We start from the raw sequence: 25,745 nt of genomic DNA on the forward strand, positions 1-25,745 counted from the left end.
GAAGCCGGACGGAGAGACCAACAGTTGGGGGACATGTGGACACGAATGACTACCTGCGCCGCTGCGCGCTCGCCGTCGAGTGCCTCGTGCCGCGTATCGGCCCCACGTACAGAGAGATGATTCTCACCGCCGCGGGGGCGGGCGCCTGGGACATCGCCGTCCCCGACCTCGTCGGAGCGCTGTCGGAAGAGGACGTTGAGATCACCACGGCGGAGAAGGAGGAACTGCGGCTGCTCATGGTCCGGACGGGAGCGCCGCTGACCCACCTGGCGGGGATCCGTACCGCTGGGCATCGTCCGGCCTGAACCCGGGACCGAGAGGGCGTCGGCCTCTACGCGTGTGCGTGAGGAGCCTCCTGTGGGGCCGGGACCCCGCAGGAATTCCGTGGGCATGGAATTCCCCGGGTTCCGTCACCGGTGAACCCTCGCAGCGGGGTGATGATCCTGTCGCAGTACATCCGACGGACGGCGAGCCGATGACCTCCCCGGTTGCCGTGTTACTTGAGGGCGATGCCTTTTGGCACTCCCGAACGGCATGGCCTGCACGGAAGTCGGGGTCGTCGTGCAGCCGTACCTGTGGCTGGGGTGTGGAACGCGACAGAGGGTTGCTGCGTTTCGACGGTATGAGAAGCGCTCTGCTCGTGGTGACAGTCGGCCTCGCTGCCGGCGTCTGCCTGATCTTGGTGGATCGCGCTCTGCTATGGGCAGAGCGCCGCGGATGGATCTACTACCGCAAGACGAAGGGGCGTACCGCGGCACTGGCGGAGGAGTTCTCTCCGGCAGCACAAGCGGTGAAGCGGGCGATGGAGCAGGAGAGGATCCGCAAGAACGTCCGGCCTGCCGAGAGCCCGCCACTCGCCGTGGACCTGGACAAGGGCGTCGCACGGATTCGTGGCTCACAGCCCGGTCGGCAAGCATCTGCCGGCCCGAATGAGAACGAGTGAGAATCCACCGGCTCGAATGCGACAGGGGGGTGAGCCTTTCTGGTCCGGCGGTGGTGACCACGCGTTGGACGGCCCTGCACAGCGACGAAGCTCCTGGCGGACGCGTTCTCGACCAAGGTCACCCGTCTCCGCCAGGAGCTTCGCCTGCTTGTCCACCCATCCTCGATGGATCTGTCCAACGGCACCTTGCGATACCTGACCGGACGACTGACGATCAGACGGCAGGGGCGGCCTGCCGACCGATGTGGGGGCCGAGGCGGGTACGGCCGCGTCCGGCCCGGCCGAGGCGGGGGCGAGAGGTCGTGCGGGCGGCGCTCGGCCGGCGGCCCGACTGGGCCCTGGTGCGGGAAGGACGACCTCGTTGCGCGGGGTCGTGGCACTGCCCGATCCGCGGTTCGGTACTTCGCGAATGCGCCGGCCCAGCTGGGGACGGGGCCGGCGCAGTGTGCGTTACGGGCGCGGTATCTCGGTGGTGACCTGGTCGTACCGGACGAGACGGGGGGTGAAGGAATACGAGGGATGTCTCTCCCGGAGACGTGCCGTGGCATCGTCGAGATACGCCCACATGTCGGCGGGGTCCGCACCGACGCCGAACGTCGCGTCGTTCAGCACCTCCATGTCGGGACTCCCGATGTATGCCACGTACTTGAGGGTCTGACTGCCACTGGCCATGAGTGTCTCGGCCTCCTTCGAGGTGCTGTGTGGTGTGTGCCCGTCCGTGCCACCCGCGGTCTCGGCGGCCTGTGCTGTTTCGGTTGTCGTGAGAAGTGTCGATGCGGCAACTGCGCCGGTGGCACCCAAGAGTGCGCGCCGGGAAATGTCTGGCACAGTCCTCCCCCTACTTCGATGGCCCTTCCTGCGAGGGCTCGTGGCTGACGTTACAGCCACGTCCTCGCCCTGGAAGGATCATTGCGGTGAATCGGATGCCGGTTCCGGAAGTCCCGCCGGGCACGGCTCTCGTCACCGCGGACGCCTCGTCGCCGAAGAGGGCCACGGGGGTGCCCGGCGTACGGCAGGGCACTGATACTGCCGGGCACGAGGTCTTCATGGTGGTCATCTCGGCCCCCTGATTCGTCCCGGGCCGAGCCCAGCTGGAGGCCGACGCACAGGCCGGCTGCGAAATGAGGTCCTGCTGGACGCCACGCGGTTCCGCCGGCTCGATGGAACCTCCTGGAGGTCGCTCGCGCGCGAGCGCCGAGACCGGCCGACCCCGGCGCACCGCGGGCTGTTCCACGCATGACGGTGCGGCGGAGCATACGCGGACGCCTCGCAGGAACGAGGCGAAGCGCGTGCCGGCCGTCAGTCCTTGAGCTTGTACTCGCAGGGCTCGGCCGACTTGCCGTTCTGGTTGTCAGCGACCTGCTTGCCGTCGACCTTGATCGTGCACGGGGCCGGCTTGAGCATCCCGTCCGGGCCCTTGACCGAGCCCGGCACCACCGACACCGTGACACCGACCTTCAGCTCGGCGCCCTCCAGTTGCATGGGCTCCGTCTTGGTCCAGGGCAGCGTCACCTGTTCGAAGTGGTTGCTGCTCCCGTTCCACATGACCTGGGCCGCACCCGTGCCACCCACCTCAAAGACCACCTGATGCGGGACGCCCTTCTTCCCCGAGGACGAGCCCTTCGCCTCGCCGCCTGCCGAGATTTCGCTCGCCTTGGCCGGGCCTGCGTCCTTCTTCTCACTGCCGCACCCGGTCACCAGGACCGCCGCCGCGAGCAGACTGATGGTGAGGGTTGCTGTCCTGCGCATGTGCGTACTTCTCCGTTGCTGAACTGATCGGTGCTGGTGCAATAGGAGACCGTAGACCATGGCGCCGCACGAGTGGATCGGCTCTGCCGATGGCGAGGAGCAGCACTTCGCCGGCGGTTGGGGAGGTGCTGCCCGTTCTCGTCGACAACGACATCCCCGTGCGGCGGGTGACTCCCGTGACGGTCGATGACCGCTGCCCCGCTCCAACTGCCCGCGTTCCGGCCGGCCCACCCCAACTCCCTTGATTCTGAGTCTGCATGACTGTGCGCCAGGACGGCTGTCGCTGCCACGGGAACGGCATCGTCATGCCCTCCCGCCCACTCTCCGGACGGGGTATCGCGCCATGAGGTTGCGTGGTGTTCCAGGAAGTTTTTTTCGGAGGGTTGCGCAACCTGATCGCGAATGCCCCCGTCTCCTTTCACGCAAAGGCTCCGGGGCCACCGAAGCCCGCCATTCGAACCGTCCGAGAGATCCGGGAACCCCGATGATCTCGGGAAATTCGAGACAGAAGAAGACTGTTGACGAACGGTCCGTGCCGGGGAGACCGGCACCCACCTGCGCGTTCCTCCCCGGACGGGAAGAAGGCGTCGGCATGGCATCAAGGAACCTTGTGTTGTGCCTCACCACCTCTACAAGTTCGCGCTGAAACGGTCACAAAAATGAGTGGAGCGGATGTGCGCCCCCAACAGGGCCCGTCGATGGCCGAGTTATCCGGCCGACGGACAGTGTGTTCCATCCCCGCAGGGCTCCCGGGGCTGATCAGGGAAGTGTCCCGGGCGAGACCCACGGCCGTCGCCGTCGAATGCGGCGACGAGAGACTGACGTACGCGCAACTCGAAGCGTGGTCCGACGAGACGGCCCGTACGCTACGGGCCACCACACCATCGGGGTCGCCCGTGGTGGTGGCCGTTCCGCGGAGCGTCCCCCTGCTCGTGGCCCTGCTCGGCGCCCTGAAGGCCGGGCGCCCCTACCTCCCCCTGGACGCGGACGACCCCCCGGACCGGCTGCGACGCGTACTCGACGTATCGGGCAGCACCCTGGCCCTCGTCACCGACACCACACGGGACCGACTGGCCGCACAGGGGCTGCGCACGCTCGTGCTGCCCGCGCGCTTCGAGGACCCGGCGGCGGGGGAGACCGCCCGAACCTCCATGCCGACGGACCAGGTTTCCGCGCCGACGGAGCGGGCCTCCGGGCCGGCGGAACAGGGCTCCTCACCGACGGACCGGGACCCCTTACCGACGGAATGGGACCCCCTGCCCCCGGTCCCCGACGCGCAGCCCGTCTACGTGCTGTTCACCTCGGGATCCACCGGCACGCCCAAGGGAGTCGTGCTGCCGAGCGTCGCCCTCACCAACCGGCTGGTGTGGATGCGCGACGCATACGGGGCCGGCCCGGACGACCGCGTCCTGCAGAAGACCCCCATCACCTTCGACGTTTCCGGCTGGGAGCTGTGGCTGCCCCTCATATCCGGCGGCACCTGCGTCCTGCTGCCGCCCGGGGAGCACCGCGAGCCCGGACTCGTGGCACGCGCCATCCGCGAACGGGGCATCACCCTCTGCCACTTCGTCCCCACCATGCTCCGCGAGTTCCTCCGGCACCGTGATGCGGCGCGGTGCACCTCGCTCCGGCACGTCTTCTGCAGCGGCGAAGCGCTCCCGGCCGAAGTGGCGCGTGCGTGCGTGGACACCATCCCCGCCGCCCTGCACAACCTCTACGGTCCCACCGAAGCGGCCATCGAGGTCAGCCACTGGACCGTCCCGGCCCCGGCGCGGGAGATCGACCGCGTCCTCATCGGCCGCCCGATCGACAACTGCGTACTGCTCGTGGTCGGCCAGGACGACGGACCGGTCCTCGACGGCGACGAAGGGGAGTTGTGCATCGGGGGCACACCACTGGCCCTGGGCTACCTCGACGATCCCGTACGGACCGCCCGCGCCTTCGTGCCCGCCCCACCGGGGGCGTCCGTCGACCGGATCTACCGGACCGGTGACCGGGTGCGCCTGATCGACGGGAACCTGGAGTACCTGGGACGGACCGACGACCAGGTGAAGATCCGGGGACAGCGCATCGAGCCGCAGGAGGTCGAGCACCGGCTGCGCTCCCACCCCTCGGTGAACGAGGCCGTGGTGGTGGCGGTCCGGCTCGGGGAGGACACCGAACTCGTGGCGTGGATCCGTGCGGCCGGGGCCGGTGTCCCCACCCGCGAACTCTCCGCCGCCCTGCGCAACCACATCGCCTCCGCCCTCCCCTCCGCGTACGTGCCCGGGCACTACCTGACGCTCGACGAAATGCCCCAGACCGGCAGCGGCAAGCTGGACCGGGCGGGCCTGCGCGCACGCGCCGAACAGCGGCTCGGTGCCGGGAGGCCCGCGCCCGCCGCATCCTCCGCCGCGCCGGGTGACCGGCCCCTGCTCGCGGCCCTGCTGCGGGAACGCAACACCCGTGCCGTCGCGGGCGAGTCCCGCGACCGGACCCGCTGACCGGACGGTCGGCCCCACCGGGACGCCACGCGCCCCGCTCTTCCTTCTTCCTTCCTCCACCCGTCCGAGGCACCCCCATACCCATGGGGCTTGTTTCCACGCGCCGCGGTGCCCCCATCCCGCAGCACCCTCGAAGATCTGGAGCCATCCCCATGCAGGTCGATTTCCCGCAGCAACCACGGACCGAGGAGCAGCTCCCTGCCCGGACGGTCCACGACCTGGTGGCCCGCCGGGCCGCCCACCGCCCCGACGCCACCGCCGTGATCGCGGGCGAGCGCAGAACGAGTTACCGGGAACTGCTCGCTCTCGCCGCACGGATCGGCGCACTCCTCCCGACCGCCCCACGGGGCAGAACCGGAATCTGCCTCGGGCGCGACGAGCGCACGGTCGCCGCCTTCCTGGGAGTGTGGCGGGCCGGCCGCTCCTGCGTGGCCCTCGACCCCGTGCTCCCGCCGTCCCGGCTGGCCCACATGGTCGACGCCGCCGGGATCGACGAGGTCCTCACCACCCCCGAACTGGCCCCCGTCGTCGCGGCCGCGGGCGCCCGCCCCCTCATCGTCGACACCACCCCGCACCAGGACGTCCACGACAGCCCCGCCCCGCCCCCGGCACGAACCCCGGGGGAGGAGGCGTACGTCCTGTTCACCTCCGGCTCCACCGGCACCCCCAAGGGCGTCGTCATCGGACACTCCTCCGTACTCGCCCTGATGGAATGGATGACCCGGACGATCGACCCCGCGCACCTGCGGGTGGGCCTGGCGACGGCGTCACTCTCCTTCGACGCCTCCATCCACCAGATCTTCGGCCCGTTGTGCGCGGGAGGCAGCGTCGTCATCGCCGACGACATCCTGGCGCTCCCCGACCTCCCCGCACGGGACGAGGTCACCATGATCAGCGCCCCTCCCTCCGGCCTCGCGATGCTGCTGGAACGCCCGCTGCCCCCGGGCGTACGACGGGTCAACGCCGGAGCGGAACCGGTGCCCCGCCCCCTCGTCGACCAGCTCTACGCACAACCGGGGGTCGAAACCGTCGTCAACCTCTACGGGCCCACCGAATGCACCGTCTTCTGCGCCACCCACCCGATAGGCCGTGACGAAACGGGCACGCCGCCCATAGGCACGGCCATCGCGGGCTGCGAACTCTCGGTGCGCGACCCCCGGCAGCGCCCGGTGCCGGACGGCACCGCCGGCGAACTGTGGGTCGCCGGCCCACTGGTCGGCCTCGGCTACCTGGACTCCCCGGAGGCCACGGCGGAGAGCTTCGTCACCGACCCCGACGCACCCGGCGGCAGGCGGTACCGCACCGGCGACCTGGTGCGCCGCACGGACGGCGTGCTGCACTACCTCGGCCGCCTCGACGAGCAGATCAAGGTACGCGGCTTCCGCGTCGAACCCGGTGACATCGAGGCGGTCCTCGCGACCCTCCCGGGCGTGCGGCACGCCGTCGTCCTCGCCCCCGTGGACCACGGGGGAACACGAACCCTGCACGCGCATGTGGAGGCCGTCCCGGAGAGCGCTCCCGGGCCCACCGAGGAGGGACTCCTCCGGCTGCTGCGCACCCGCCTCCCGCACTACCTCGTGCCGGCCCGCGTCCTGGTGACGGACCGGCTGCCGCGCAGCAGCAACGGCAAGGTGGACCGCAAGGCCCTGTCCGCCGTGACCCCTCCCGCCGGCCCGACGGAACCGGGCGAACGCCCCCGGCCGGGCGCGGAGACCCGGCTCGCGGCGATCGTCGGCGAGGTGCTCGGCACGGACCGGCCGGTGGGCCGCACCGATCGCTTCGACCTGCTGGGCGGACACTCCCTGGCCGCCGCGCGGGTCCTCGCCAGGGTCCGTACCGAATGGGGAGCGGTGGTATCCCTGGGGGACTTCCTCACCGAGCCGACCGTGGCGGCCCTGGCCGGACTCATCGACGCCGCCCCTCCGGTGCCCGCCCCAACCCGGCTGCCGGACGCCACCGAGTCGCCGCTGAGCGACATGCAGCGCGAACTGTGGACCACCCGCCGGATCAGCCCGGTACCCGGCGTCACCACGGAGGCGTTCGTCCTCGGCATCGACGGCGCCGTCACCACCGACGCGCTCCGCTCCGCCCTCGACGCACTCGTGGTGCGGCACGAGGCACTGCGCACCGTTGTGGCGGAGACCTCGCAGGGCCCGGTGGCACGGGTGCTGCCCCCGGCCCCGGCCCCCCTCACCGAACACGACATGACGCGGCGGACGGCGGAAGAGGCCGACGCGCTCGTCGACGCGGCGGCCCGGCAGGTCTTCGCGCCCGAGGACACCCCGCTGCTGCGCACCGTGCTCGTCCGCACCGCCCCCGACCGCGCCCGGCTGGTGATCGCCGTCGACCACCTGGCCTTCGACGGATGGTCGGGGAGCCTCGTCCTGGACGAACTCGCCGCCGCCCTCGACGGCCGGCCCGTACCGGAGCCGGACGTGCAACTCGGGGACGTGGCACGCTGGGAGGAACACGCCCTCGCGCTCTCCTCCCGGTCCGACCGCGACTTCTGGCACGAGGAACTCAAGGGGGCGCTGCCCCCGTGGGACCTTGCGCGCCGCCCGCGTGCGGGGATCCCCGCGCACCGGGGCGCCCGGCTGGTGCGCCTGCTGCCGCCCGGCACCGCCGAGGCCGTACGGGACCTGGCGGCCTCCTCGGGCGTCTCGGAATTCGCGGTGTACCTGGCGGCGCTCGACGTGCTCGTCGCGCACTGGACCGGACGGCACGACGTCCTCGTCGCCGTGCCGGTGGCGCGGCGCCCCGTACCGGAACTCGACCGGGTCGTGGGGCCCCTGCTCTTCGTCCCCCCGGTCCGGGTCGCCTTCAGGCCCGAGGAAACCTTCCGCACCGTGGCCGCGCGGGCGGCCCTGGCACGCAACCGGGCGCTCGCGCACACGATGCTCCCCGCCGCCGTACTCGCCGAGGCGGCCGCGGCGGCGGGGCTCCCGAGACGGCCCGGCGCACCCCTGACCCCGGTCTCGCTCTCCATGCGGCCCTCGGGGTCACCGGTCCGGGTCGACGCCGGCGCGGTGACCCTGCGGGTCCTCGGTGAACGCGACACCGGCAGCGCGCGGGACGACGCCACCTTCCTCGTCAACACAACGGTGTCGGGCACCGAGATCCACCTCGTCCACGACCTCGAATGCTTCGACGAACAGACCGCCGGGGCCCTGCTGGACGGGCTCCTCCACGTCCTCGCCCGGGGCGCCGAGGCCCCCGACCGCTCCTGCTCGGCCATCGACCTGCCCCTCCCGCCCCCGCCGGCCGAACTCCCTTCCCCTTCGGCCGAGTCGCCGGACCCGGACGGGAGTCGACGAATCGCACCGTCCACCGTCGTCGAGGAATTCCTGGCGACCGTCTGGGAACAGCTGCTGCCGGTGGAGGACGTGTCCGCCGCCGACTCGTTCCTCGACCTCGGAGGGACCTCACTCACCGCGATGCGGGTCGCGGCCGAGATCTGGGACGCGCTCGGCGTCGACGTCCCGGTGCGCACGGTCTTCGCCCTGCCGGTGCTGCGCGATCTGGCCGCCGAGGTCGAACGGCAGGCACTGGCCGCCCTGGACGCGACGGACCCGGACCGGAAGGAGGGGACGGCATGAGCGATACGACGACCACGACCTCACAGGCCGACCAGGACCGGCTGCGCGCTCTGCTGGCCGCCCGCAGGACACCACGCCCCCAGGCCGCCGAACGGCGGGGGGACGAGCCCCTGCCGCTCGGTCCCGCGCAGCACGCGATGTGGCTCGCCTCCCAGCTCCAGCCGGACAGCCCCGCCTATTCGGTCCCCGTTCTGCTGCGGCTGAGCGGCCCGCTGGACCGTCCGGCCCTCCTGACCGCACTGCGTCGGCTCGTCGAACGGCACGACGTGCTGCGCGGTGTCGTCGACGCCTCGGGCCCCGTCCCCGTCCTGGCCCTGCGCCCGGCCCGGGCCGTGCCCCTGGACGTCGTCGACCTCGGCGCCGCCGCTGACCCCGGGGCCGAACTCGACCGGCTCGTCCACGAGCACGTACGGCAGCCGATCGCACCCGAGCGCGAATGCCCGCTCCGCGTCACCTGCTTCCGCCTCGACGAGCAGGAGCACGCCCTCCTGCTGGTCATTCATCACATGGCGACCGACGCCTGGTCCAACGGACTCCTGCTCACCGACCTGGCCGCGCTCTACACCCACGAGTTGGGGCAGGGACCGCCGCCACCACGACCCCCGCAGTACTCCGAGGTGGTCACGCCCGTCCGCAAGGAACTGACCCACCGTCATCTCCACTGGTGGCAGGAGCGGTTGCGCGACGCGCCCACCGCACTGGATCTGCCCGCCGACCGCCCCGCCCAGCCGTTCCCCTCCGACGCGGGCGGCGGCGTCCCCCTGGTCTTCCCCGCCGGACTCGGGGCACGGCTCGACTCCCTGGCCGCCGACAACGGTGTCACGCTGTTCATGGTGCTTCTCGCCTGCTGGCAGGCGCTGCTGGCACGGGTGTCCGACAGCGAGGACATCTCCGTCGGGGTACCGGACGGGGGACGGCACACGGCACGCGCCGGGCGGGCCGTCGGTCCCTTCGTCAACACGGTCGTGATGCGGACCGTCCTGTCACCGGCGTGGTCGGGGCGGCGCCTGCTCGCCGAGGTGCGCGACGTCGTCCTCGACGCACTGGCCCGGGCGGACGTCCCGTTCGACCGCGTCGTGCACCAGGTGCGCCCCGAGCGCGCCTCCGGCACCGGGCCCCTCTTCGAGACGATGGCGAACCTGTACGTCCGGCCCGACCTCACCGGCCTCTTCCCGGGACTGACGACCCGGTTCACCGAGATCGCGACCGGCGCCGTCAAGAGCGAACTGGCCCTGCACTGTTTCCTGGCGGGCGCCGAGGGGCCGCTGAGCGGAGTGCTCCAGTACCGTCGCGAACGCTTCGACCCGGCGACCGCGCGACGGCTGGGCGAGTCCTACCTGCGGCTGCTGACCGGCCTGGTCGACGACCCCGACCGCCCCGTGGGCGAACTGCTCCTGACCGACCCGGCGGAAGGAGTGCTGCGCGGACCGGTACGCACCTACCCCGGCGACTCCGTTCCCGAACTGGTACGGCGCCGGGCCCGCTCCACACCCGAACGGACCGCCGTCGTCGCGGAGGACGGCACCCTCACCTACGCGGAACTGGAGGAGCGGGCCGCCCGGGTCGCCGACGGCCTGCTCGCGGCCGGGGTACGCGCGGGCGAACCGGTGGCGGTACTGGCCGAGCGGGACGTCCACCTGCCCGTGGCCCTGCTGGGCGTGCTCGGGGCCGGAGCGGCCTTCGTCCCGCTGGAACCCGCCCACCCCGACGACCGGCTCGCCCGCACCGTGACGGCGTCCGGCGCCCGCTTCGTACTGGCCCCGCGCGCCCTGGCCGGCCGGGTGCGGGCGGCGCACGTCCTGGTGACGGAGGACCTGTCCGCCCCCGGCACCGCCCCCGCCGACCGGCCCGGCGCACGGGTGGAGGTGGCGGAGGACCAGCTCGCCTACCTGATCTTCACCTCCGGAACGACCGGCACCCCCAAGGGCGTCGGGGTGGAACACCGCTCCCTCACCCACTACCTGCACGCCGCACTGGAACGGATCGACGGACACGGACGGTCGTTCGCCCTGCTCTCCACGGCGGCGGCCGACCTCGGATACCTCTCGCTGTTCGGGGCGCTGGTGAGCGGCGGCACACTGCACCTGGTGGAACGCGAACGGGCCACCGACCCCGAGGGACTGGCCGCGTACTTCGCCACCCACCCGGTGGACGTCGTCAAGATGGTGCCCAGCCACCTCGAACTCCTCGCCGCACACGGCGATCTGGCAGCCGTACTGCCGAAACACCTCCTCGTGCTCGCCGGGGAGGCGTGCCCGCCGCAACTCGTCGCCCGCGTCCGCGCGGCCCGCCCCGGCCTGCGGGTGCACAACCACTACGGCCCCACCGAGACGACCGTGTCCGTCCTCGGATGCGAACCCGCCGACCACACCGACGCCCCCGCGGACCCGACCGCCGTCTCCGTCCCGCTCGGCACCCCCTTCCCGAACGCGCTGTGCTACGTCGTCGACCGGGGCGGCCGGCTCGCGCCCCCGGGAACCCCCGGGGAACTGTGGATCGCCGGCCCCGGAGTCGCACGTGGCTACGCCGGGAACACCGGGGCCACCGCGCGGGCCTTCGTCCCGGACCCGGTCGAGGGGACCCGGCGCTGCTACCGCACGGGCGACCGGGTACGCGTACGCCCGGACGGACTCGTGGAGTTCCTCGGCCGCCTCGACGACCAGGTCAAGGTACGCGGATACCGGGTCGAGCCCGGCGAGGTCGCCGCGGCCTGCCGGGCACTGCCCTCCGTACGCGAAGCGGTCGTGCTGGCCGTCGGGGAGGCACACCGGCGCCGCCTCGTGGCCTGGGTCGTCCCGGCGGACGACAGCACCCCGTTCGACACCACGGCCGTGCGCTCGGCGCTGCGCTCCCAACTGCCCGACCACATGGTCCCGTCGGCCCTGGTGCCCCTGCCCGCGATACCGCTCACCCCGAACGGCAAGGTGGACCGCACCGCCCTGCCCGTCCCGCAGACGTCCGGGAAACACAACGGCACGGCCCCGCGCAGCGCCGCCGAACGGCGCGTCGCGGCGGCCTGGCGGGAGGTACTGGAACTCCCCGACCGGGACCTCGACATCGACGACGACTTCTTCGCACTGGGCGGGGACTCCTTCAGCGCACTGCGCGCCGCCCGGCTGATCGGCCCCGACCTGCGGGTGGTGTCCCTCTTCACCCACCCCACGGTGCGGGAACTGGCGACCCTGCTCGACGATCCCGCCTCCGCCGGCACCGGGCTCCTCCAACGGCTGGCCGGGCCGCCCCCGGGCACGTCCCCGGAAGTGACCCTCGTCTGCCTGCCCTACGGCGGCGGCTCCGCGGCCTCGTACCGGCCCCTCGCCCACGAACTCGCCGTGCTGCGGCCGGACATCCAGGTGCTCGCCGTGGAACTGCCCGGCCACGACCCCGCACGCGCCGACGAGGAGCTGAGCCCCCTCACCGAGGTCGTGACCCGCTGCCGGGACGAACTCGCCGGCACCGACACCGGCAGGATCCTGGTCTACGGGCACTGCGTCGGCACCGCATCCGCGGTCGCCCTCGCCCTCGCACTGGAGGAGGCGGGCGAGGAACTCGCCGGAGTCGTCCTCGGCGCCGCCTTCCCCGGCGCACGGTTCCCCGGCAGGCTGTCCGCCCTCGTCCACCGCTGGTTCCCCGACGACCGGCGCACCTCCGACCGGGCCTACCACGACGTGCTGCGGGCCCTCGGCGGGCAGATGGAGGAGGACACCCGGGACTCGGTGATCCGTGCCGTCCGGCACGACGCGCGCCAAGCGGTCGACTGGTTCAGCGCCCGCTTCGAGACCCGCGCCCCCCGGCGGCTGCGGGCGCCCGTACGGTGCGTCGTCGGCGACCGCGACCGCACCACCGAACTCTTCGAGGAGCGGTACCGCGAGTGGACCGCCGTCGCCGACGACGTCTCCCTCTCCCGCATCCCGCACGCAGGGCACTACTTCCTCAAGCACCAGGCCCGCGAACTCGCCGGGATCATCGAGGAACGACTCTCCGCGCCGACGGCCTCCGCGCCCGGAGCCGTCCCCGTGCCGAAGGCACCGGACCACTCGTCGCAACGGCGGGACCTGCGCCGGTTCGGCATCTTCGCACTCGGCCAGACGGCCTCGATGACCGGCTCCGCACTCACCTCCTTCGGCCTCGGGGTGTGGGTCTTCCAGAAGACCCACCAGGTGTCCGCCTACTCCCTGGTCACCATGCTGGCCATGCTCCCGGCCTTCCTCGCCGCGCCACTGGGCGGCGCCGCCACCGACCGCTGGGACCGCCGCAAGGTCCTGCTGGGCTGCGCCGCCGTCTACGGCGTCACCCTGTCCGGCCTCGTCGCCGCCGCGGCCACCGGGACGCTACAGGTGTGGCAGGTCGCGGTGTTCGCCGCGCTCACCTCCCTCACCGCGGCGTTCCAACGGCCCGCCTACCTCGCCTCGGTCGCCCAACTGGTGCCCAAGCCCTACCTCGCCCAGGCCAACGGCGTGGTGCAACTGGGCACCGCCCTCAGCACCCTGATCGCGCCGGTGCTCGGCGGAGCGCTGGTCGGCCTCACCGGACTGGCCGGGGTGGTCTGCCTCGACCTCGTCGCCGTCCTCGCCGGCGGGGCCGTCCTTCTCGCCATCCGCTTCCCGGACCGCCTCTTCCGCAGACGCCAGGAGGGCTTCCTGTCCTCGATCACCGGAGGCTGGCGCTTCCTGGCCCGACGGCCGCCCATGGTGGCGATGGTGCTCTTCTTCATCGTCGTCAACTACATCATCGCCACCACCACGGTGCTGACGGCTCCGCTCGTCCTCTCCACGAGCAGCCCGGCCGTCCTCGGCACGGTCACCGCGGCGGGCGGCCTCGGCGCCGCGGCCGGCGGCCTGGCCATGGCCTTCTGGGGCGGCACCCGGCGCCGGGCCGACGGCATGATCGGCATGACGATCGGGATGGGACTGGCCACCGCGCTGATCGGGCTGCGGCCGGAACCCGTCCTCATGGGCGTGGGCCTGTTCCTGTGGTGGGTGTGCAACGCCCTCCTCAACGCACACTGGCTCGCCATCCTCCAGGCCAAGGTGGGCCTGGAACTGCAGGGCAGGGTCGTGGCCACCAACCAGATGCTCGCCACCGGGCTGATGCCGCTCGGCTTCCTGCTCACCCCCCTCCTGCTGAACCACCTCTTCGACCCCCTCGTCGGACAGACCCCCTTCCTCCAGATCGCGGGCGGCACGGGGCCCGGCCGGGGCATGGGACTGCTCATGATCACCGGCGGGCTCCTGCTCGCGGGCTGGGGCGTCCTCGGCCTGCGCTACCGCCCCCTGCGCCACATCGAGAGCCGGCTCCCCGACATCTCGACGGCGGAGGTCGTGGCGGACGACCTCGACACGCTCCAGGACGAGGCGGACGCCCTGCTGCGCCGGAGCACCACCCGCACCTGACGCCGCTCGGGCCGCGCCCCCACCCGGACACGTACCCGGCCCGCGCCCGCGCCCCCGTCACGACGTACCCACCGGAACCAGAAAGACGTGGACATGAACCAACTCCTTCACAGCGACGACACCCTGGCCGCGTCGCCGCTCTTCACCACCACCCTCGCGATGCCCGGCTGCGAGGCTGACGCCTGGGTCGTCGTGGACAGCACCGTACGGGGCCTCGCCATGGGCGGAACCCGCCTCACCGAGACCGTCGACGAACTCGAACTGGCAGCCCTGGCACGGGCGATGACCCACAAACTCGCACTCGTCGACCTGCCGATCGGCGGAGCCAAGGCGGGCATCCGCCCCCGCTCCGCCATCACCGACCGCGACCGGCTGATGCGGACCTTCGGCAAGGTCGGCCGCCCGCTCCTGCACGGCGGTGTGTATTTGGGCTGCGACCAGGGCACGACACCGGCGGACCGCGACGCGTTCTTCGCCGCGGCCGACTACGACCTCACCGAAGTACCCGGGGCCACCCGCCTGGACATGCCCTGGGAACAGTTCTACGGGACCATGTCCGACATCACGGGCTTCGGCGTCGCGACGGCGGCCCTGAGCACACTGGAAACACAACGGGTCACCGCACCCCAGCGCGTGGTGGTGCAGGGCTTCGGAGCGGTGGGCCGGGCCGCGGCCCTGCACCTCGAACGCGCGGGCCACCGCGTCGTGGCCGTCGCCGACGTCCTGGGCACCCTGACCGACCCGGCCGGCCTGAGCACGGAAGGACTGATCGCGGCGACCTCCGCCGACGGCACCGTCGACCGTTCGCTGCTTCCGGCCCGGGTGCGGTCCCTGGGACCGGACCGGTCCTGGCTGACCGTCGACGCGGACGTCCTCGTCCTCGCGGCCGGGGCCGACGCGATCGGCCCCGGTTCGGTCCCGGACGTGCGCGCCCGCGTCGTCGTCGAGGGCGGCAACCTCAGCTGCGGCCCCGCCGCGCGCCGCCTCCTGCGCGAGGCGGGCCACACGGTGCTGCCGGACGTGGTGGTGAACGTCGGCGGAGCGGCCCTGACCGGGGCGATCCTGACCGGGGTGGCCCCGTCCGGACTGCCCGCGCCGCGTCTCGCGGACTGGCTGCGCAGCTGGATCGCGGACAAGATCAGACGCAACTGCGCCCTCGTGACCGAGCTGACCGGCCACGGCAGCCCCGACCCCGTCGCGGAACTCCTCGCACACCGGGCGGTGCACCGGTGAGGACGTCCACCTGGCACGACCCGCGTGTCCTCGTCGCGCACACCGCGATGGCCGAAGAGCTGCTGCCCCATCTGGAACCACTGGCCACGGCCGCGCGGGCGACCTCCCTCCGCGATCTGTCGCGGAGCGAACTCGCCGAGGTCGAGGTGCTGGTCGGACACCACTTCCCCGAACGCTCCCTCGACCTGCTCCCCGGCCTTCGATGGCTGCACCTCACCGGTACCGGAACCGACCACCTCCCCGCCGCCGGACTCGCCCCCGGGACACTGGTGACCAACTCGGCGCGGGTCCCCGTCGAATCCGTCGCGGAGTACGCGCTGTCCGCACTGCTCATGCTGCTCAAGGAGTTCCCGACCCTGTCGGCGCGCCCCCAACGGCGTGCCTGGCACACGTCCACCGCCACGATGCTGTGCGGATCGACCGTCCTGGTCGTGGGAGCCGGAAGGATCGGACAGGCCGTGATCCGCAAGGTCACCGCGCTGGGCGCCCGGTGCGTCGCCGTCACCCGCACCGGGGAACGGGACGTGCCGGGGGCGGACCGCACCGTGGGCGCCGACCGCCTGGCCGAGGCCGCCGCCACCGTCGACCACCTGGTCTGCTGCCTGCCGGCCACCGCCCGGACCCATCACCTCGTCGACGGCAACGTGCTCGCCGCACTGCCGGCCGGAGCGGCGCTGGTCAACGTCGGCCGGGCCGGCACGGTGGACGACCGGGCCCTGCACGAGGCACTGGAGACCGGAACACTGCGCGGGGCGCTGCTCGACGTCCACGACATCGAGCCGCTCCCCGCCGACGACCCCCGGTGGCGGACACCGGGCCTGGTGATCTCCCCGCACTGCGCCTTCGCCTTCCCCGGCGAACCCGCCGCCGTGGGCCAGGCGTTCCGGGACAACCTCACCGACCTGCGAGCCGGCCGAACGCCCCGGGACGCCGTCGTCGTCGGGACCCGGCGCGGCTGAGAAACGCGACCGCCCGAAACCCGCGCCGGACGGAGCCCCCGCTCCGCCCGGCGCGGGTTTTTTCGAGCACGAGCCGTGCGCCACCGGACCGGGCGGCACCGATGCGGTCGGGCCCTCCGTACGGGGCTGCCGTACCGCCCCCGCTACCGCCGCGGGTGCGATCTCTGGAAGCGCTCGGACTTGGCGCGGTTGCCGCAGACCTCCATCGAGCACCAGCGGCGGGAGCCGTTCTTGCTGGTGTCGTAGAACCACAGGACGCACTCGGGGTGCGCGCAGTGGCGGACGCGGTCGGGCCGTTCGGCGAGCAGGCGGACCAGGTCGGCGGCGGCGGTCCAGGCGGGCAGCCAGGCCGGGTCGTCCACGACGGCGGCGACCAGCGGCGCTCCGCCGCGCAGTCCGGGCCGGTGGAAGCCGTGGGCGAGGACCCGGTTGAGCGGTTCGTCGTCGCCGTCCTCCAGCGCGGCGCGCAGCGCGGACCGGGCCTGCACCAGTGCGTCGCGGACAGCAGCGATGTCGGCGGCGGTGCCGGACATGTCGTGGTCGGCGAGCCAGCTCTCCAAGCCGTCGGGCTCGTCGAACTGGTCGAGGCGGCGGCCGTGGTCCACCCAGACGGAGTCGACCAGGTCCAGGGCCAGGGGCTCGCCGATGAGCGGGCGTGTCATGCCGCACAGTCTACTCAACCGGTAAAACGTACTTGACTGGTTGGTCGTGGCCGTCCTACGGTGATCGGGCAGCTAACCGGCTAAGTGAATTTAGATGGTTGGAGATGATCATGACCGCAGTGCGCCACCACACCGTCCGGATCGACGGGCTCGACGTCTTCTACCGCGAGGCCGGCGACCCGACCGCGCCCACACTCGTCCTGCTGCACGGCTTCCCGACGTCCTCGGTGGTCTACCGGGACCTGATGGCCGACCTGTCCGACGAGTTCCACCTGATCGCGCCGGACTACCCCGGCTTCGGCTTCAGCTCCGCGCCGCCCGCCGACGAGTGGGACTACACCTTCGACCACCTGGCGGACACGGTGGACGCGCTGCTGGAGGAACTGGGCATCACCCGGTACGCGCTCCACGTCCACGACTACGGCGCGCCCGTCGGATTCCGCCTGGCGCTGCGCCACCCCGAGCGGATCACCGGCATCGTCACGCAGAACGGCAACGCCTACGAGGACGGCCTGACCCCGTTCTGGAAGTCGATCCGCGACTACTGGGCCGACCCGTCCACCGAGAACCGCGACGCGCTGCGCGGCCTGTTCGCCGCCGAGGCCACCCACTGGCAGTACACCCACGGCGTCCCGGACCCCACACTGGTGGACCCGTCGCAGGCGCTGCACGACCAGGCGCTGCTGGACCGGCCCGGCAACCACGAGATCCAGCTCGACCTGTTCCTGGACTACGGCACCAACCCGCCGCGCTACGCCGCGTGGCAGCAGTACCTGCGCACGCACCGGCCGCCGCTGCTGGCGGTCTGGGGCCGCGGCGACGACATCTTCGGCCCGGACGGCGCCCGCGCGTTCGCCCGCGACCTGCCCGACGCCCGCATCCACCTGCTCGACGCGGGCCACTTCCCGTTCACCACCCAGCGGAGGCGGAGCGTGGCGCTGATCCGCGACTTCCTGCGCGGCCTGCCGGACTGAACGGGTCGAGCGAGCCGCCGTCGATGTCAGAGGTCCCCACTACGGTGAACCGACCTACGGAGCTGCCCGCATCCGGCGCGGGCGGGAGAACGGTGATCTCTCGTGAAAGCCATGGAACACGCCCACTTCGGGCGCGTGGAAACAAGTGCGCTGGACGACGTGGACGTCGTCTGGGAAGGCGCTGCGCGGCTCGGGGGCGACGAAGTCGAGGTCCGGCTGTGGGCCGGGCCGTCCAGTGAGCCGGACGCCGAGGAACTGGACGCGTTCGCCGGATGCCTCACCGGCCTGCCGGCCCTCGACGCGACGGCGCGCACGGCGCTGCGTGCGTACCTGCGCGAGGACCGCTCCTTCATCGACCACCACGTCGAGGAGCTCGAAGACAGTGAGCCGGTCGTCCATCTCGTACGGGACGCGGCCGGGGAAGCGGTCGGAGCGGATTCCTTCGCCGCCGCGATGCGCCTGAGCGGCGTCGGTCTGTGGCTGGGCGGCCTGTCCGACGGGCCCCCTGTCATCCTGGACTACGTGTTTGATCCCGATCTCAGCGATCAGATACTCGCCGTCAAGCTGACCCGGGACGGCACGGTGGTTTCCGTCGACTGGGAGAGCTGACGCATCCGGCGCCGCCCGACGTGAGAACGCGAGCGCGGGCGCGGGGGCGACACCACTGCCGATACGGCGCGCTCCCCACGGGCGGCGCCGCGCCCGGGTCCACCCGGCGGGACCGACGACAGCCGCCGGTTCCGCCGGGCCCTTCGGTCCCGCTGGTCCCGTCGTACGAGTCCACTCGCACGTCCGTGCCGGGGTGGCCGAAATACCCGCGCAAACCCTGGAGTGACCGATCATGGCCTGATTGATCGTTGTATGGCTTTCGCCCGCAACTGAGACTGTCGTGGGCCGGACAGTGACGTGCAGGACGGAGTGCCCGGTGAAACGCATTCACTTCACGTCCGAGGACGTGGCGCGGACCCGCGTGGCCACGACGATCGGCGTGGCGGCGGAGACGTTCGACAGCGTCAGGCTGCTGAGGAACCGCGCCCCCGCTCCGCCCTTCCGCCGCTGGCACGTATGGTTGTCACTGCCGAAGACCCTCCAGCCGCCTGGTCACTGTGTCGAGTGTCGGCCAAGGAGGACCCTCTCGCAGCAACCGCAGGAGTTCCTCTCCGAATCGCCTCCCATTCGGAAACTGGTCGCCAAGCTCCCAACGCCACGCGGCGACCATCGCGATAACGAGCTGCCGGCACTCATCCAGCAGTCCTTGATCAATGCTCGGATAGTGCTCGCAGACCGCCTCGGGAGCATGGGCGAGATCGAACTCGACGGGGCCACGGCAGCACGTCTCGAGGTCTATGAACAACGGGCCGTTCTTCGCGCTGAGCACATTGCCCGGGTGCGGCTCGCCGTGGACCAACTGCTCCACGGCGCCACGGTCGTCGATCGCTCGCCGCAGGCTTGCGAGCCTGCCGCCGAGGAACACGCGGTCCGCGTCGGCGAGCTCCGGCGAGCGATCCGGGTCGGCGACAACTTCTTCCGCCTCCGTGATCCGGTCCGTGAACCTCGGGCTCTGCACATCGACCTTGCGCATGCCGGCGTGCAGCCGCTCCAGCGCCATGGCGTAGTGGACTGGTGAGGTGCGAGGTGTCACGGGCTCGTAGTAGGTCCACAGCGTCACTGCGAAGCCATCGCGCGTGTACACGCGCGGGTCCGCCCGCGGCTCCAAGGGACACACCGGGCATCCGACCTCGGCGAGCCTCTGAGCGAGCTCGACTTCGAACTGTGCAACCTCTTGTCCCACAGGGGCGACCCGGGCAAAGACGTCGCATGGCGTCAGCCGCAGTGCCAGCTTGTTCGAGTTGTGGAGAACGATTGCATCGTTGGCCGGCAGGTCGAGGGACGCAGCGACCGAAGTCGCAGCCGCGATCGCACGCGTGACGTCGGTCATCTCCACCCTCGAATATTGGCATAGATGACGTGACAGCCGTCGCGCCTCGGCTCGGCGGACCGGATTCGCCAACAGTGTCTACCGGCCACCGGGGGGCGGAGCCGTGTTCACCCACCACCCGCTCGACCCCGCCGAGCGTTCCCTGAGGAGCACCGTCCTCGGGCAGCCCCGAGCCACCTCCCCGCTTTTCACGGGGCGCGAGGTACGGGGCACGGGGTGCGGCACCTCGCGGCGGGCCGGCCGGAGGTTCACCCCCGTGCTCGCGAGAGGCAGGCGCGTGCGACGATCGTGATGTGGAAGCGACTGGAGTGATGCCGAGCCTTCCCGGGGGCGGAGTCGGGTGAAGGACGACGGGATACGCGCGAGCTTCGACGGCCGCGCCCGCGTCGAGTTGCGGCTCGGCCACGTCGCAGCAGCGAATCGGCGTCGGATCGACGAGATCGCCCACACGCTCGGCTACCGGCTACTAGGTTCTGTCCGGCGGATCAAGTGATCGCCTCGCATGGACCATTGTGTTGGTCATGGGGCGGGGCGATCTTACGAACGACGAGTGGGTGCAACTGGCACCGCATCTGCCGAAGACCGGGTGCCGGGGAGGACGTTGGGTTGATCATCGGACGGTGATCAACGGGATCCTGTTCCGGGTCCGCTTAGAGCGTGTCTCTTTGATCGATGGGTCAGTTGATCGGATGTGTCTGTTCGGTTGGTGATCACTGATGAGATGTGGGGCCGGATCGAGCCGTTGATGCCGGCCGATCCGGTCCGTGGTCGGCGGGGGGCCGACCATCGTCGAACCCTGGAGGCCATTGCGTGGAAGTACCGCACCGGCTCGCCCTGGCGGGACCTGCCGGACGAACTCGGCGCATTCCAGACCGCTCACAAACGGCTGATCAGGTGGGCCGTGGACGGCACCTGGGAACGCATCCTCGCCGCGCTGCTGGCAGCGGCCGACGGCGCTGACGACATCGGCTGGACCGTGTCGGTGGACTCCACCGTCTGCTGGGCTCACCAGCACGCCGCCGGAGCCAGGAAAAAGGGGCGTTATTTCGGGCTGAGCCTGACGACCATGCGCTCGGACGTTCCCGTGGCGGCTTGAGTACGAAGGTCCATCTCGTCAGCGACAGCCATGCACGGCCCTTGGCCCTCCGCCTCTCCCCAGGTCAGGCGGGCGACGCGCCAGCCTTCGAGGTGGTCATGGCAGGCATCCGTGTTCCGCGAGACGGGCCAGGAAGACCGCGGACCCGGCCGGACGCCGTTCTGGCGGACCGCGCGTATTCATCCCGCGTGATCCGTGAACATCTCCGGCGACGAGGTATCCGTGCCGTGATCCCGCAGCCGGCCGACCAGGTCGGTCACCGACTGCGGCGAGGTCGCGCCGGTGGTCGCCCACCCGGCTTCGACGCCGAGGCATACAAGCAGCGCAACGCCGTCGAACGCTGCATCAACCGGCTCAAGCAATGGCGCGGCCTGGCCATGCGAACAGACAAACTCGCCATCGTCTACCACGCTGCGCTTCATCTCGCAGCCATCCTCATCTGGACCCGGGGCTGAGCCGGGGACAGGCCCTCAGTATGCAGGCGTCGCTACGGCAAGCCTGGAGATCTCTGCGGCGACAGCCTCTGGGTTGGGGGTGGTGGTGACGCGGACGACGTGGTCCAGGCCCGGGTAAGTGCCGACGCGGACGGAGTGCTGTGCGTTGCGCAGCAGGTCGAAGTCATTGATGTCGTTGCCGAAGGCGTTGTACTGATTGATGCCGAGGGAGGAGAGGGCTTCCCACTTGTTCGTGGTGCCCGGGGCAAAGTCGATGATCGCCTCGTCGAGGTGGTGGTTGACGGTCATCCCGAGTGCGCGGCCAGCATCGGCGAGGGCGGCCATGTCGGTCGCATCGACCACCAGGAGCTTCACGACGGTGGTGAGGTCGGCGAGGTCAACCCGGCGGGCGAGGCGGCTCTGGTCAACGCGGCCGAGGATCGGGTGGTCGGCCGGCCCGGTGTACGCGTAGTCCCAGGGGCCGTCGGCGAGATAGCCCGCCCGGAACTGGGCGGCCTTGACGAGAAGCTTGTCGAGGTCGCCTCCGTCGAACGCGGCCCGAGCCCGGACCTGACCATCAACGGAGACGAGGCTGCCGTTCCCTCCGATCAGGGTGGCGGTGGGGAAGGCTCCGTTGAGCACGGGCAGGAGATCGCGGACCGGTCGGGCGGAGGCGAATACCAGTCGGTGACCAGCCCGCTCGCATGCCTCGATGGCGGCCAGGATTCGGCGGTCGATGGTCCGGCCGTCGAAGCAGAGCGTGCCGTCAATGTCGAAGACCGTGGTGCGCGCGATGGAAGTGATCACCATCAGATCGTATCGGGCCAGCGCCACACACAACCTACCCGCCCGCCAGATGCATCGCCTCGGCTGCTTGCAATCACGTGAAGCAGAAAGGAGACTCCTAGCCGGCCTCGCGAGCGGGGCTCTGCGGCGCATGGACGGACGGGCGTATCCGAGCGACTTGTCGGACGAGCAGCGGGCGTTGATCGAGGCGATGGTCACGGCTTGGGAGCAGGGTCGGGTGGCGCGGTCGGCAACCGGGGATCCGGGTTCCCGCAGCCAGGCCGCTACCAGAAACGGACTTGACGTCCGCTGACAGCTCGGGCTCCGAGGTGGCTGAAGGTGCTTACCTGGACCAGCGGTTGAACATCGCCCCCCGGGGCGCGGTTGGTGTCGGGAACGGCGAGAGCCCCTGCCGGGGTGCCTCGATCGGCAAGGGCTCTCGCGGGGCCACGCGTGCCGGTCGTGCTCCGGTGCCCTCAGAAGAGGTTCACCGTCGCGGTGGGCGTAGGGCCCGCGAGGGCGCCGGGGTACCGGGGGGCCAGGAACCCAATGCCGTTGCTTTAGCCCTGCCTGGCCTGTTGGACGGGTGTGGATCTTCGAGGGGCGGGGCCGGGCGGCCAGCTGAGGCTAGGAACGCTGGCTCAGGTGTTCACTCCGGAGCTGGTCGACGCGGCGATAGCCGAGCACGGCAGGGCCGAGCAGCGACGGCGAATACTGCCCGCCCGGCTGGTCATGTACTTCGTGCTCGGGCTCTGCCTGTTCGCCCGGGAGTCGTACGAGAACGCGCGCGTAGCCGGTTTTTGGCGCGCACCCGAGACAGAGTGGAATCGCCCCACTACTGTCAGCAGTCGGTGCTGCGATGCAAGGTCGGACGCACCGCCGAAACGGGATGCGCCTGTCCGGGGCTGACCCGCCGGGCCATGAGACAGAAGATCGGTGACGCAGGATGACTATCGAGGACGCCCTGACCGACCACACGTTCGAGCTCAGCCTGGGCCAGTTCCAGGTTGAGACCGTCCAGTCGATCGACGGCCTGACCATTGGGCAGGACGTCATCGAGGTCAACGGCTCCACCACAGTTCAGGACTTGGTCGGCGAGGTGAAGCCGAAGGTCGCCCAGCCCGGAACAATCACGCTCGTGCTCCCGGCAGAACAGGCCCAGGCCCTGGCCAAAGCGGCGGAAGACGGCACACCGGAGCCAGCTGTCCTCCAAATCTCCGACGCTACGGGCCACGTCCGAAGGATTCACCTCACCAACGCATGGGCCTCCAGCTGGGAGGGGCCTCAGCTCGGTGCAGCCAACTCGGGAATGGCAACTGAGGCGGTCACGATCACGTACGAGGACATCACCATCGAGTAGCAGGCGTCACACGGTTCCTGCCCGGGACCGCTGACAGCTCCTTTCAGGCCCGCCGGCCAATAGTCGGCGGGCCTGAACCCGTTCGGTTCCCCTTCAGCGGCTGGGTGGGCTTAGACCGACCGGCAGTAGGCAGTGATTGCTGGAGGGGGCGTCACTCGGCGTCGGCTCGGCCGCGCTCACGCTCGGTGGTTTCGGTCTTTGGTTTGGTCAGGAAGTGAGTCCGGCGTCTCGGGCGAGGAGGGCGGCCTGGACCCGGTTGGTGACCTCCAGCGCGGTGAGGATGCGGCTGACGTGGGCTTTGACGGTGCTTTCACGCATGGCGAGGCGGGTGGCGATGTCGGCGTTGGGGGCGCCCTCGGCGAGCAGGGCCAGGACGTCGCGTTCGCGGGGGGTGAGCTTGTCGAGGTGGGCCCGGGCCGCGATGGCGTGGGGTTGGTTGGTGGCGTGGTAGCGGTCGATGACGCGCCGGGCCGCGTTGGGGTGGAGCATCGCGGAACCGGCGGCGACGAGGTGGACGGCGCGCAGGATCTCGGCGGGGTCGGTGTCCTTGAGCAGGAAGCCGTCGGCGCCGGCGGCGAGGGCGTTGTAGACGTACTCGTCGAGGTCGAAGGTGGTCAGGGTGATCACCCTGGGCGGGTGGGGCAGGGCGCGCAGCCGGGCGGTGGCGGTGATGCCGTCCATCCGGGGCATCCGGACGTCTACCAGCGCAACGTCGACGCGGTGCGCGGTGGCCTGCTCGATGGCCTGGAGCCCGTCGGTGGCCTGGGCGACGACCTCGATGCCGGGGTCGCCGTCGAGCAGGTCGGTCAGGCCCAGGCGTACCAGGGCGTCGTCGTCGACGATCATCGCGTGGATCACGAGCACTTCCCGTTCCGGTCGGGGGAGGAGGTGGGGTGGGGCAGCCGGGCCGCCAAGCGCCAGGACCCCGCACCCGCCGGGCCGGCGTCGAGGTGGCCACCGAGCGCGGTGACGCGCTCGCGCAGACCGACCAGCCCGTAGCCGGAGCCGGTCGAAGCGCCCGGCCCCGGGAAACCGGTGTCGTTGGTGACCTCGACCGAGGTCGCGGGCGGCAGGTAGCCGACCCGGACGGCCACCTGCCCGCCGTGCGCGTGCTTGCGGGCGTTGGTCAGCCCCTCCCGGACGATCCGATACGCGGCCAGGCGGTGCGTGATCGGTGCCTGCGAGGGGTCGCCGTCGACGGTCAGGGTGACGTCCTGCCCGGCGGCACGTGCCTGGTCGACCAGGTCGCGGACGTCCTTGAGCGCGGGCTCCAGCGGGCCGGGGCCGTCCTCGGAAGCGGGTCCGCGCAGCGCGCCGAGCACCTCGCGCAGGTCGGACAGAGCCTCGACGGAAGTGGCGCGCAGCAGGGCGAGGCGCTCGGCGACCCGGGGCGGCAGATCGGGGGAGCGGGCGGCGAGGACACCGGCGTGCAGGGCGATCAGGCTCAGGCGGTGCGCGAGGACGTCGTGCATCTCGGCGGCGATCCGCGAGCGCTCGGCGGCCCGGGCGGCGTCCTCGCGCAGCCGGGCCTCCACCCGCAGGTGGTCGACCTGGTCGGCCAGGGTCCGCAGCAGGCGGCGGCGGTTGCCCTGCCACAGTCCGACCACCAGGCCGAACAGCAGCACCGTCAGCGTCGCAGCCCACCGCCGGTCGGTCCAGATAAAGCCGGCCTGCACCCCGAGCAGGTTGCCCGCCAACGCGAGCGCCGCACACACCAGGGCGGTGCGGGCGCGACGGGCCACTGCCAGGTCGAACAGGACCACGGCCAGGAACGGGTCGACGACCCACCCCCACCAGGCAGTGGCGACGGTGACGGCCACCGGCGCCACCGACAGGCGCCACCGGGGCACCGCCAGGACGACCGCGCACACCGCGGCCGCGATCAGCACCGGCACTCCGAACCGGGCCCCGGCCGTCGCGGTGCCGTTCTGGTAGGCCGTCCAGACCAGGAACGCCAGGAACGCCGCCCGGCCCACCGCGGCCCACCGCGGGCTCCTCCACCACTTCACCCTCACCATGCTAGGCAGCCCGCCGCACGCGGGGGCGGTACGAAATGCGACGCCCAACCCCCTACTTTCGTCGGGGAGGACCGTCGCACAACGGCAGGTCCGAAGGGCGTCCTGGATTCCTAGCGTCGA

Annotated in this window: 21 protein-coding genes; 14 read left to right on the forward strand and 7 right to left on the reverse strand. The window is 71.4% G+C overall.

Annotated elements, in window-relative coordinates; translation table 11 throughout:
- The first annotated feature begins 35 nt into the window (after positions 1 to 35).
- Positions 36 to 305 carry a hypothetical protein gene (locus tag ACFYW1_RS03215; RefSeq protein WP_388986196.1) on the forward strand — a complete coding sequence of 90 codons (270 nt, stop codon included), beginning with the start codon at positions 36 to 38 and terminating at the stop codon, positions 303 to 305.
- 281 nt (positions 306 to 586) lie between these two features.
- A complete protein-coding gene (locus ACFYW1_RS03220) occupies positions 587 to 943 on the forward strand; it encodes a hypothetical protein (RefSeq protein WP_388986199.1) in 357 nt (118 codons plus the stop codon).
- 450 nt (positions 944 to 1,393) lie between these two features.
- Here the strand turns inward: ACFYW1_RS03220 and ACFYW1_RS03225 are convergent, their stop codons facing one another.
- The gene (locus tag ACFYW1_RS03225; RefSeq protein ID WP_388986202.1) at positions 1,394 to 1,615 is read right to left on the reverse strand and encodes a hypothetical protein; all 222 of its coding nucleotides are present in this window, start codon (positions 1,613 to 1,615) and stop codon (positions 1,394 to 1,396) included.
- Positions 1,616 to 1,866: 251 nt separating this feature from the next.
- On the opposite strand from ACFYW1_RS03225, the gene ACFYW1_RS03230 reads away from it, so the two are divergent.
- Positions 1,867 to 2,013 carry a hypothetical protein gene (locus ACFYW1_RS03230; protein WP_388986205.1) on the forward strand — a complete coding sequence of 49 codons (147 nt, stop codon included), beginning with the start codon at positions 1,867 to 1,869 and terminating at the stop codon, positions 2,011 to 2,013.
- 229 nt (positions 2,014 to 2,242) lie between these two features.
- Here the strand turns inward: ACFYW1_RS03230 and ACFYW1_RS03235 are convergent, their stop codons facing one another.
- Positions 2,243 to 2,692 carry a hypothetical protein gene (locus ACFYW1_RS03235; RefSeq protein WP_388986208.1) on the reverse strand — a complete coding sequence of 150 codons (450 nt, stop codon included), beginning with the start codon at positions 2,690 to 2,692 and terminating at the stop codon, positions 2,243 to 2,245.
- A gap of 767 nt (positions 2,693 to 3,459) precedes the next feature.
- Between ACFYW1_RS03235 and ACFYW1_RS03240 the strand changes: the two genes are divergently transcribed.
- The 5 genes from ACFYW1_RS03240 to ACFYW1_RS03260 all read left to right on the forward strand — a co-directional run bounded on the left by ACFYW1_RS03240 (position 3,460) and on the right by ACFYW1_RS03260 (position 16,356).
- Complete coding sequence (locus ACFYW1_RS03240) at positions 3,460 to 5,175, forward strand: amino acid adenylation domain-containing protein (protein WP_388986211.1); 1,716 nt, start codon at positions 3,460 to 3,462, stop codon at positions 5,173 to 5,175.
- A 152-nt stretch (positions 5,176 to 5,327) separates the two neighbouring features.
- Positions 5,328 to 8,771 (forward strand): amino acid adenylation domain-containing protein, encoded by a 3,444-nt coding sequence (locus ACFYW1_RS03245; protein WP_388986214.1) that lies wholly within the window; start codon positions 5,328 to 5,330, stop codon positions 8,769 to 8,771.
- A complete protein-coding gene (locus tag ACFYW1_RS03250; RefSeq protein WP_388986216.1) occupies positions 8,768 to 14,164 on the forward strand; it encodes an amino acid adenylation domain-containing protein in 5,397 nt (1,798 codons plus the stop codon). Before ACFYW1_RS03245 ends, ACFYW1_RS03250 begins: the two co-directional genes overlap by 4 nt.
- Positions 14,165 to 14,257: 93 nt before the next feature.
- Positions 14,258 to 15,397 (forward strand): Glu/Leu/Phe/Val dehydrogenase dimerization domain-containing protein, encoded by a 1,140-nt coding sequence (locus ACFYW1_RS03255; RefSeq protein ID WP_388986219.1) that lies wholly within the window; start codon positions 14,258 to 14,260, stop codon positions 15,395 to 15,397.
- Positions 15,394 to 16,356, forward strand: a complete 963-nt coding sequence (locus tag ACFYW1_RS03260; RefSeq protein ID WP_388986222.1) for an NAD(P)-dependent oxidoreductase — start codon at positions 15,394 to 15,396, stop codon at positions 16,354 to 16,356. Before ACFYW1_RS03255 ends, ACFYW1_RS03260 begins: the two co-directional genes overlap by 4 nt.
- A 143-nt stretch (positions 16,357 to 16,499) precedes the next feature.
- Here ACFYW1_RS03260 and ACFYW1_RS03265 read toward each other — a convergent pair whose 3' ends face one another.
- The gene (locus tag ACFYW1_RS03265; protein ID WP_388986224.1) at positions 16,500 to 17,018 is read right to left on the reverse strand and encodes a CGNR zinc finger domain-containing protein; all 519 of its coding nucleotides are present in this window, start codon (positions 17,016 to 17,018) and stop codon (positions 16,500 to 16,502) included.
- Positions 17,019 to 17,122: 104 nt separating this feature from the next.
- On the opposite strand from ACFYW1_RS03265, the gene ACFYW1_RS03270 reads away from it, so the two are divergent.
- Together ACFYW1_RS03270 and ACFYW1_RS03275 are read left to right on the forward strand one after the other, a co-directional pair.
- On the forward strand, positions 17,123 to 17,992 hold the full coding sequence (locus ACFYW1_RS03270; protein WP_388986227.1) for an alpha/beta fold hydrolase: 870 nt from the start codon (positions 17,123 to 17,125) through the stop codon (positions 17,990 to 17,992).
- A 111-nt stretch (positions 17,993 to 18,103) separates the two neighbouring features.
- Entirely contained in the window at positions 18,104 to 18,601 is a 498-nt protein-coding gene (locus tag ACFYW1_RS03275; RefSeq protein WP_388986230.1) for a DUF2004 domain-containing protein, read from the forward strand.
- A gap of 463 nt (positions 18,602 to 19,064) precedes the next feature.
- On the opposite strand, the gene ACFYW1_RS03280 is transcribed toward ACFYW1_RS03275, so the two are convergent.
- On the reverse strand, positions 19,065 to 19,931 hold the full coding sequence (locus ACFYW1_RS03280; RefSeq protein ID WP_388986997.1) for a phosphotransferase: 867 nt from the start codon (positions 19,929 to 19,931) through the stop codon (positions 19,065 to 19,067).
- A 340-nt stretch (positions 19,932 to 20,271) separates the two neighbouring features.
- On the opposite strand from ACFYW1_RS03280, the gene ACFYW1_RS03285 reads away from it, so the two are divergent.
- Both ACFYW1_RS03285 and ACFYW1_RS03290 read left to right on the forward strand, forming a co-directional pair.
- Positions 20,272 to 20,424, forward strand: a complete 153-nt coding sequence (locus tag ACFYW1_RS03285; RefSeq protein ID WP_388986232.1) for a hypothetical protein — start codon at positions 20,272 to 20,274, stop codon at positions 20,422 to 20,424.
- A gap of 198 nt (positions 20,425 to 20,622) precedes the next feature.
- Positions 20,623 to 21,482 (forward strand): IS5 family transposase gene (locus tag ACFYW1_RS03290; protein WP_388986235.1). Its coding sequence is split into 2 segments (ribosomal slippage): positions 20,623 to 20,965 and positions 20,965 to 21,482, totalling 861 coding nucleotides; the frame shifts between segments, so codons are not numbered across the junction.
- Between the two features lie 15 nt (positions 21,483 to 21,497).
- Here ACFYW1_RS03290 and ACFYW1_RS03295 read toward each other — a convergent pair.
- Entirely contained in the window at positions 21,498 to 22,295 is a 798-nt protein-coding gene (locus ACFYW1_RS03295) for an HAD hydrolase family protein (RefSeq protein WP_388986239.1), read from the reverse strand.
- A 540-nt stretch (positions 22,296 to 22,835) separates the two neighbouring features.
- On the opposite strand from ACFYW1_RS03295, the gene ACFYW1_RS03300 reads away from it, so the two are divergent.
- Positions 22,836 to 23,156 carry a transposase domain-containing protein gene (locus ACFYW1_RS03300; RefSeq protein ID WP_388986242.1) on the forward strand — a complete coding sequence of 107 codons (321 nt, stop codon included), beginning with the start codon at positions 22,836 to 22,838 and terminating at the stop codon, positions 23,154 to 23,156.
- 37 nt (positions 23,157 to 23,193) lie between these two features.
- Positions 23,194 to 23,607 (forward strand): phage tail protein, encoded by a 414-nt coding sequence (locus ACFYW1_RS03305; protein WP_388986244.1) that lies wholly within the window; start codon positions 23,194 to 23,196, stop codon positions 23,605 to 23,607.
- A 207-nt stretch (positions 23,608 to 23,814) separates the two neighbouring features.
- On the opposite strand, the gene ACFYW1_RS03310 is transcribed toward ACFYW1_RS03305, so the two are convergent.
- The gene (locus tag ACFYW1_RS03310) at positions 23,815 to 24,465 is read right to left on the reverse strand and encodes a response regulator (protein ID WP_376038051.1); all 651 of its coding nucleotides are present in this window, start codon (positions 24,463 to 24,465) and stop codon (positions 23,815 to 23,817) included.
- Positions 24,462 to 25,616 carry a sensor histidine kinase gene (locus ACFYW1_RS03315; RefSeq protein ID WP_388986247.1) on the reverse strand — a complete coding sequence of 385 codons (1,155 nt, stop codon included), beginning with the start codon at positions 25,614 to 25,616 and terminating at the stop codon, positions 24,462 to 24,464. The genes ACFYW1_RS03310 and ACFYW1_RS03315 overlap by 4 nt, the downstream gene beginning before the upstream one ends.
- Positions 25,617 to 25,745: the final 129 nt, after the last annotated feature.

This window comes from Streptomyces sp. NPDC002669 (assembly GCF_042889165.1).
Lineage (GTDB): Bacteria > Actinomycetota > Actinomycetes > Streptomycetales > Streptomycetaceae > Streptomyces.

Coding starts and splice junctions, on each gene's coding strand:
- ACFYW1_RS03250 (WP_388986216.1), top strand. CDS start 8,768: ATGAGCGATACGACGACCACGACCTCACAGGCCGACCAGGACCGGCTG.
- ACFYW1_RS03275 (WP_388986230.1), top strand. CDS start 18,104: ATGGAACACGCCCACTTCGGGCGCGTGGAAACAAGTGCGCTGGACGAC.
- ACFYW1_RS03230 (WP_388986205.1), top strand. CDS start 1,867: ATGCCGGTTCCGGAAGTCCCGCCGGGCACGGCTCTCGTCACCGCGGAC.
- ACFYW1_RS03255 (WP_388986219.1), top strand. CDS start 14,258: ATGAACCAACTCCTTCACAGCGACGACACCCTGGCCGCGTCGCCGCTC.
- ACFYW1_RS03225 (WP_388986202.1), bottom strand. CDS start 1,615: ATGGCCAGTGGCAGTCAGACCCTCAAGTACGTGGCATACATCGGGAGT.
- ACFYW1_RS03270 (WP_388986227.1), top strand. CDS start 17,123: ATGATCATGACCGCAGTGCGCCACCACACCGTCCGGATCGACGGGCTC.
- ACFYW1_RS03265 (WP_388986224.1), bottom strand. CDS start 17,018: ATGACACGCCCGCTCATCGGCGAGCCCCTGGCCCTGGACCTGGTCGAC.
- ACFYW1_RS03245 (WP_388986214.1), top strand. CDS start 5,328: ATGCAGGTCGATTTCCCGCAGCAACCACGGACCGAGGAGCAGCTCCCT.
- ACFYW1_RS03280 (WP_388986997.1), bottom strand. CDS start 19,931: ATGACCGACGTCACGCGTGCGATCGCGGCTGCGACTTCGGTCGCTGCG.
- ACFYW1_RS03235 (WP_388986208.1), bottom strand. CDS start 2,692: ATGCGCAGGACAGCAACCCTCACCATCAGTCTGCTCGCGGCGGCGGTC.
- ACFYW1_RS03305 (WP_388986244.1), top strand. CDS start 23,194: ATGACTATCGAGGACGCCCTGACCGACCACACGTTCGAGCTCAGCCTG.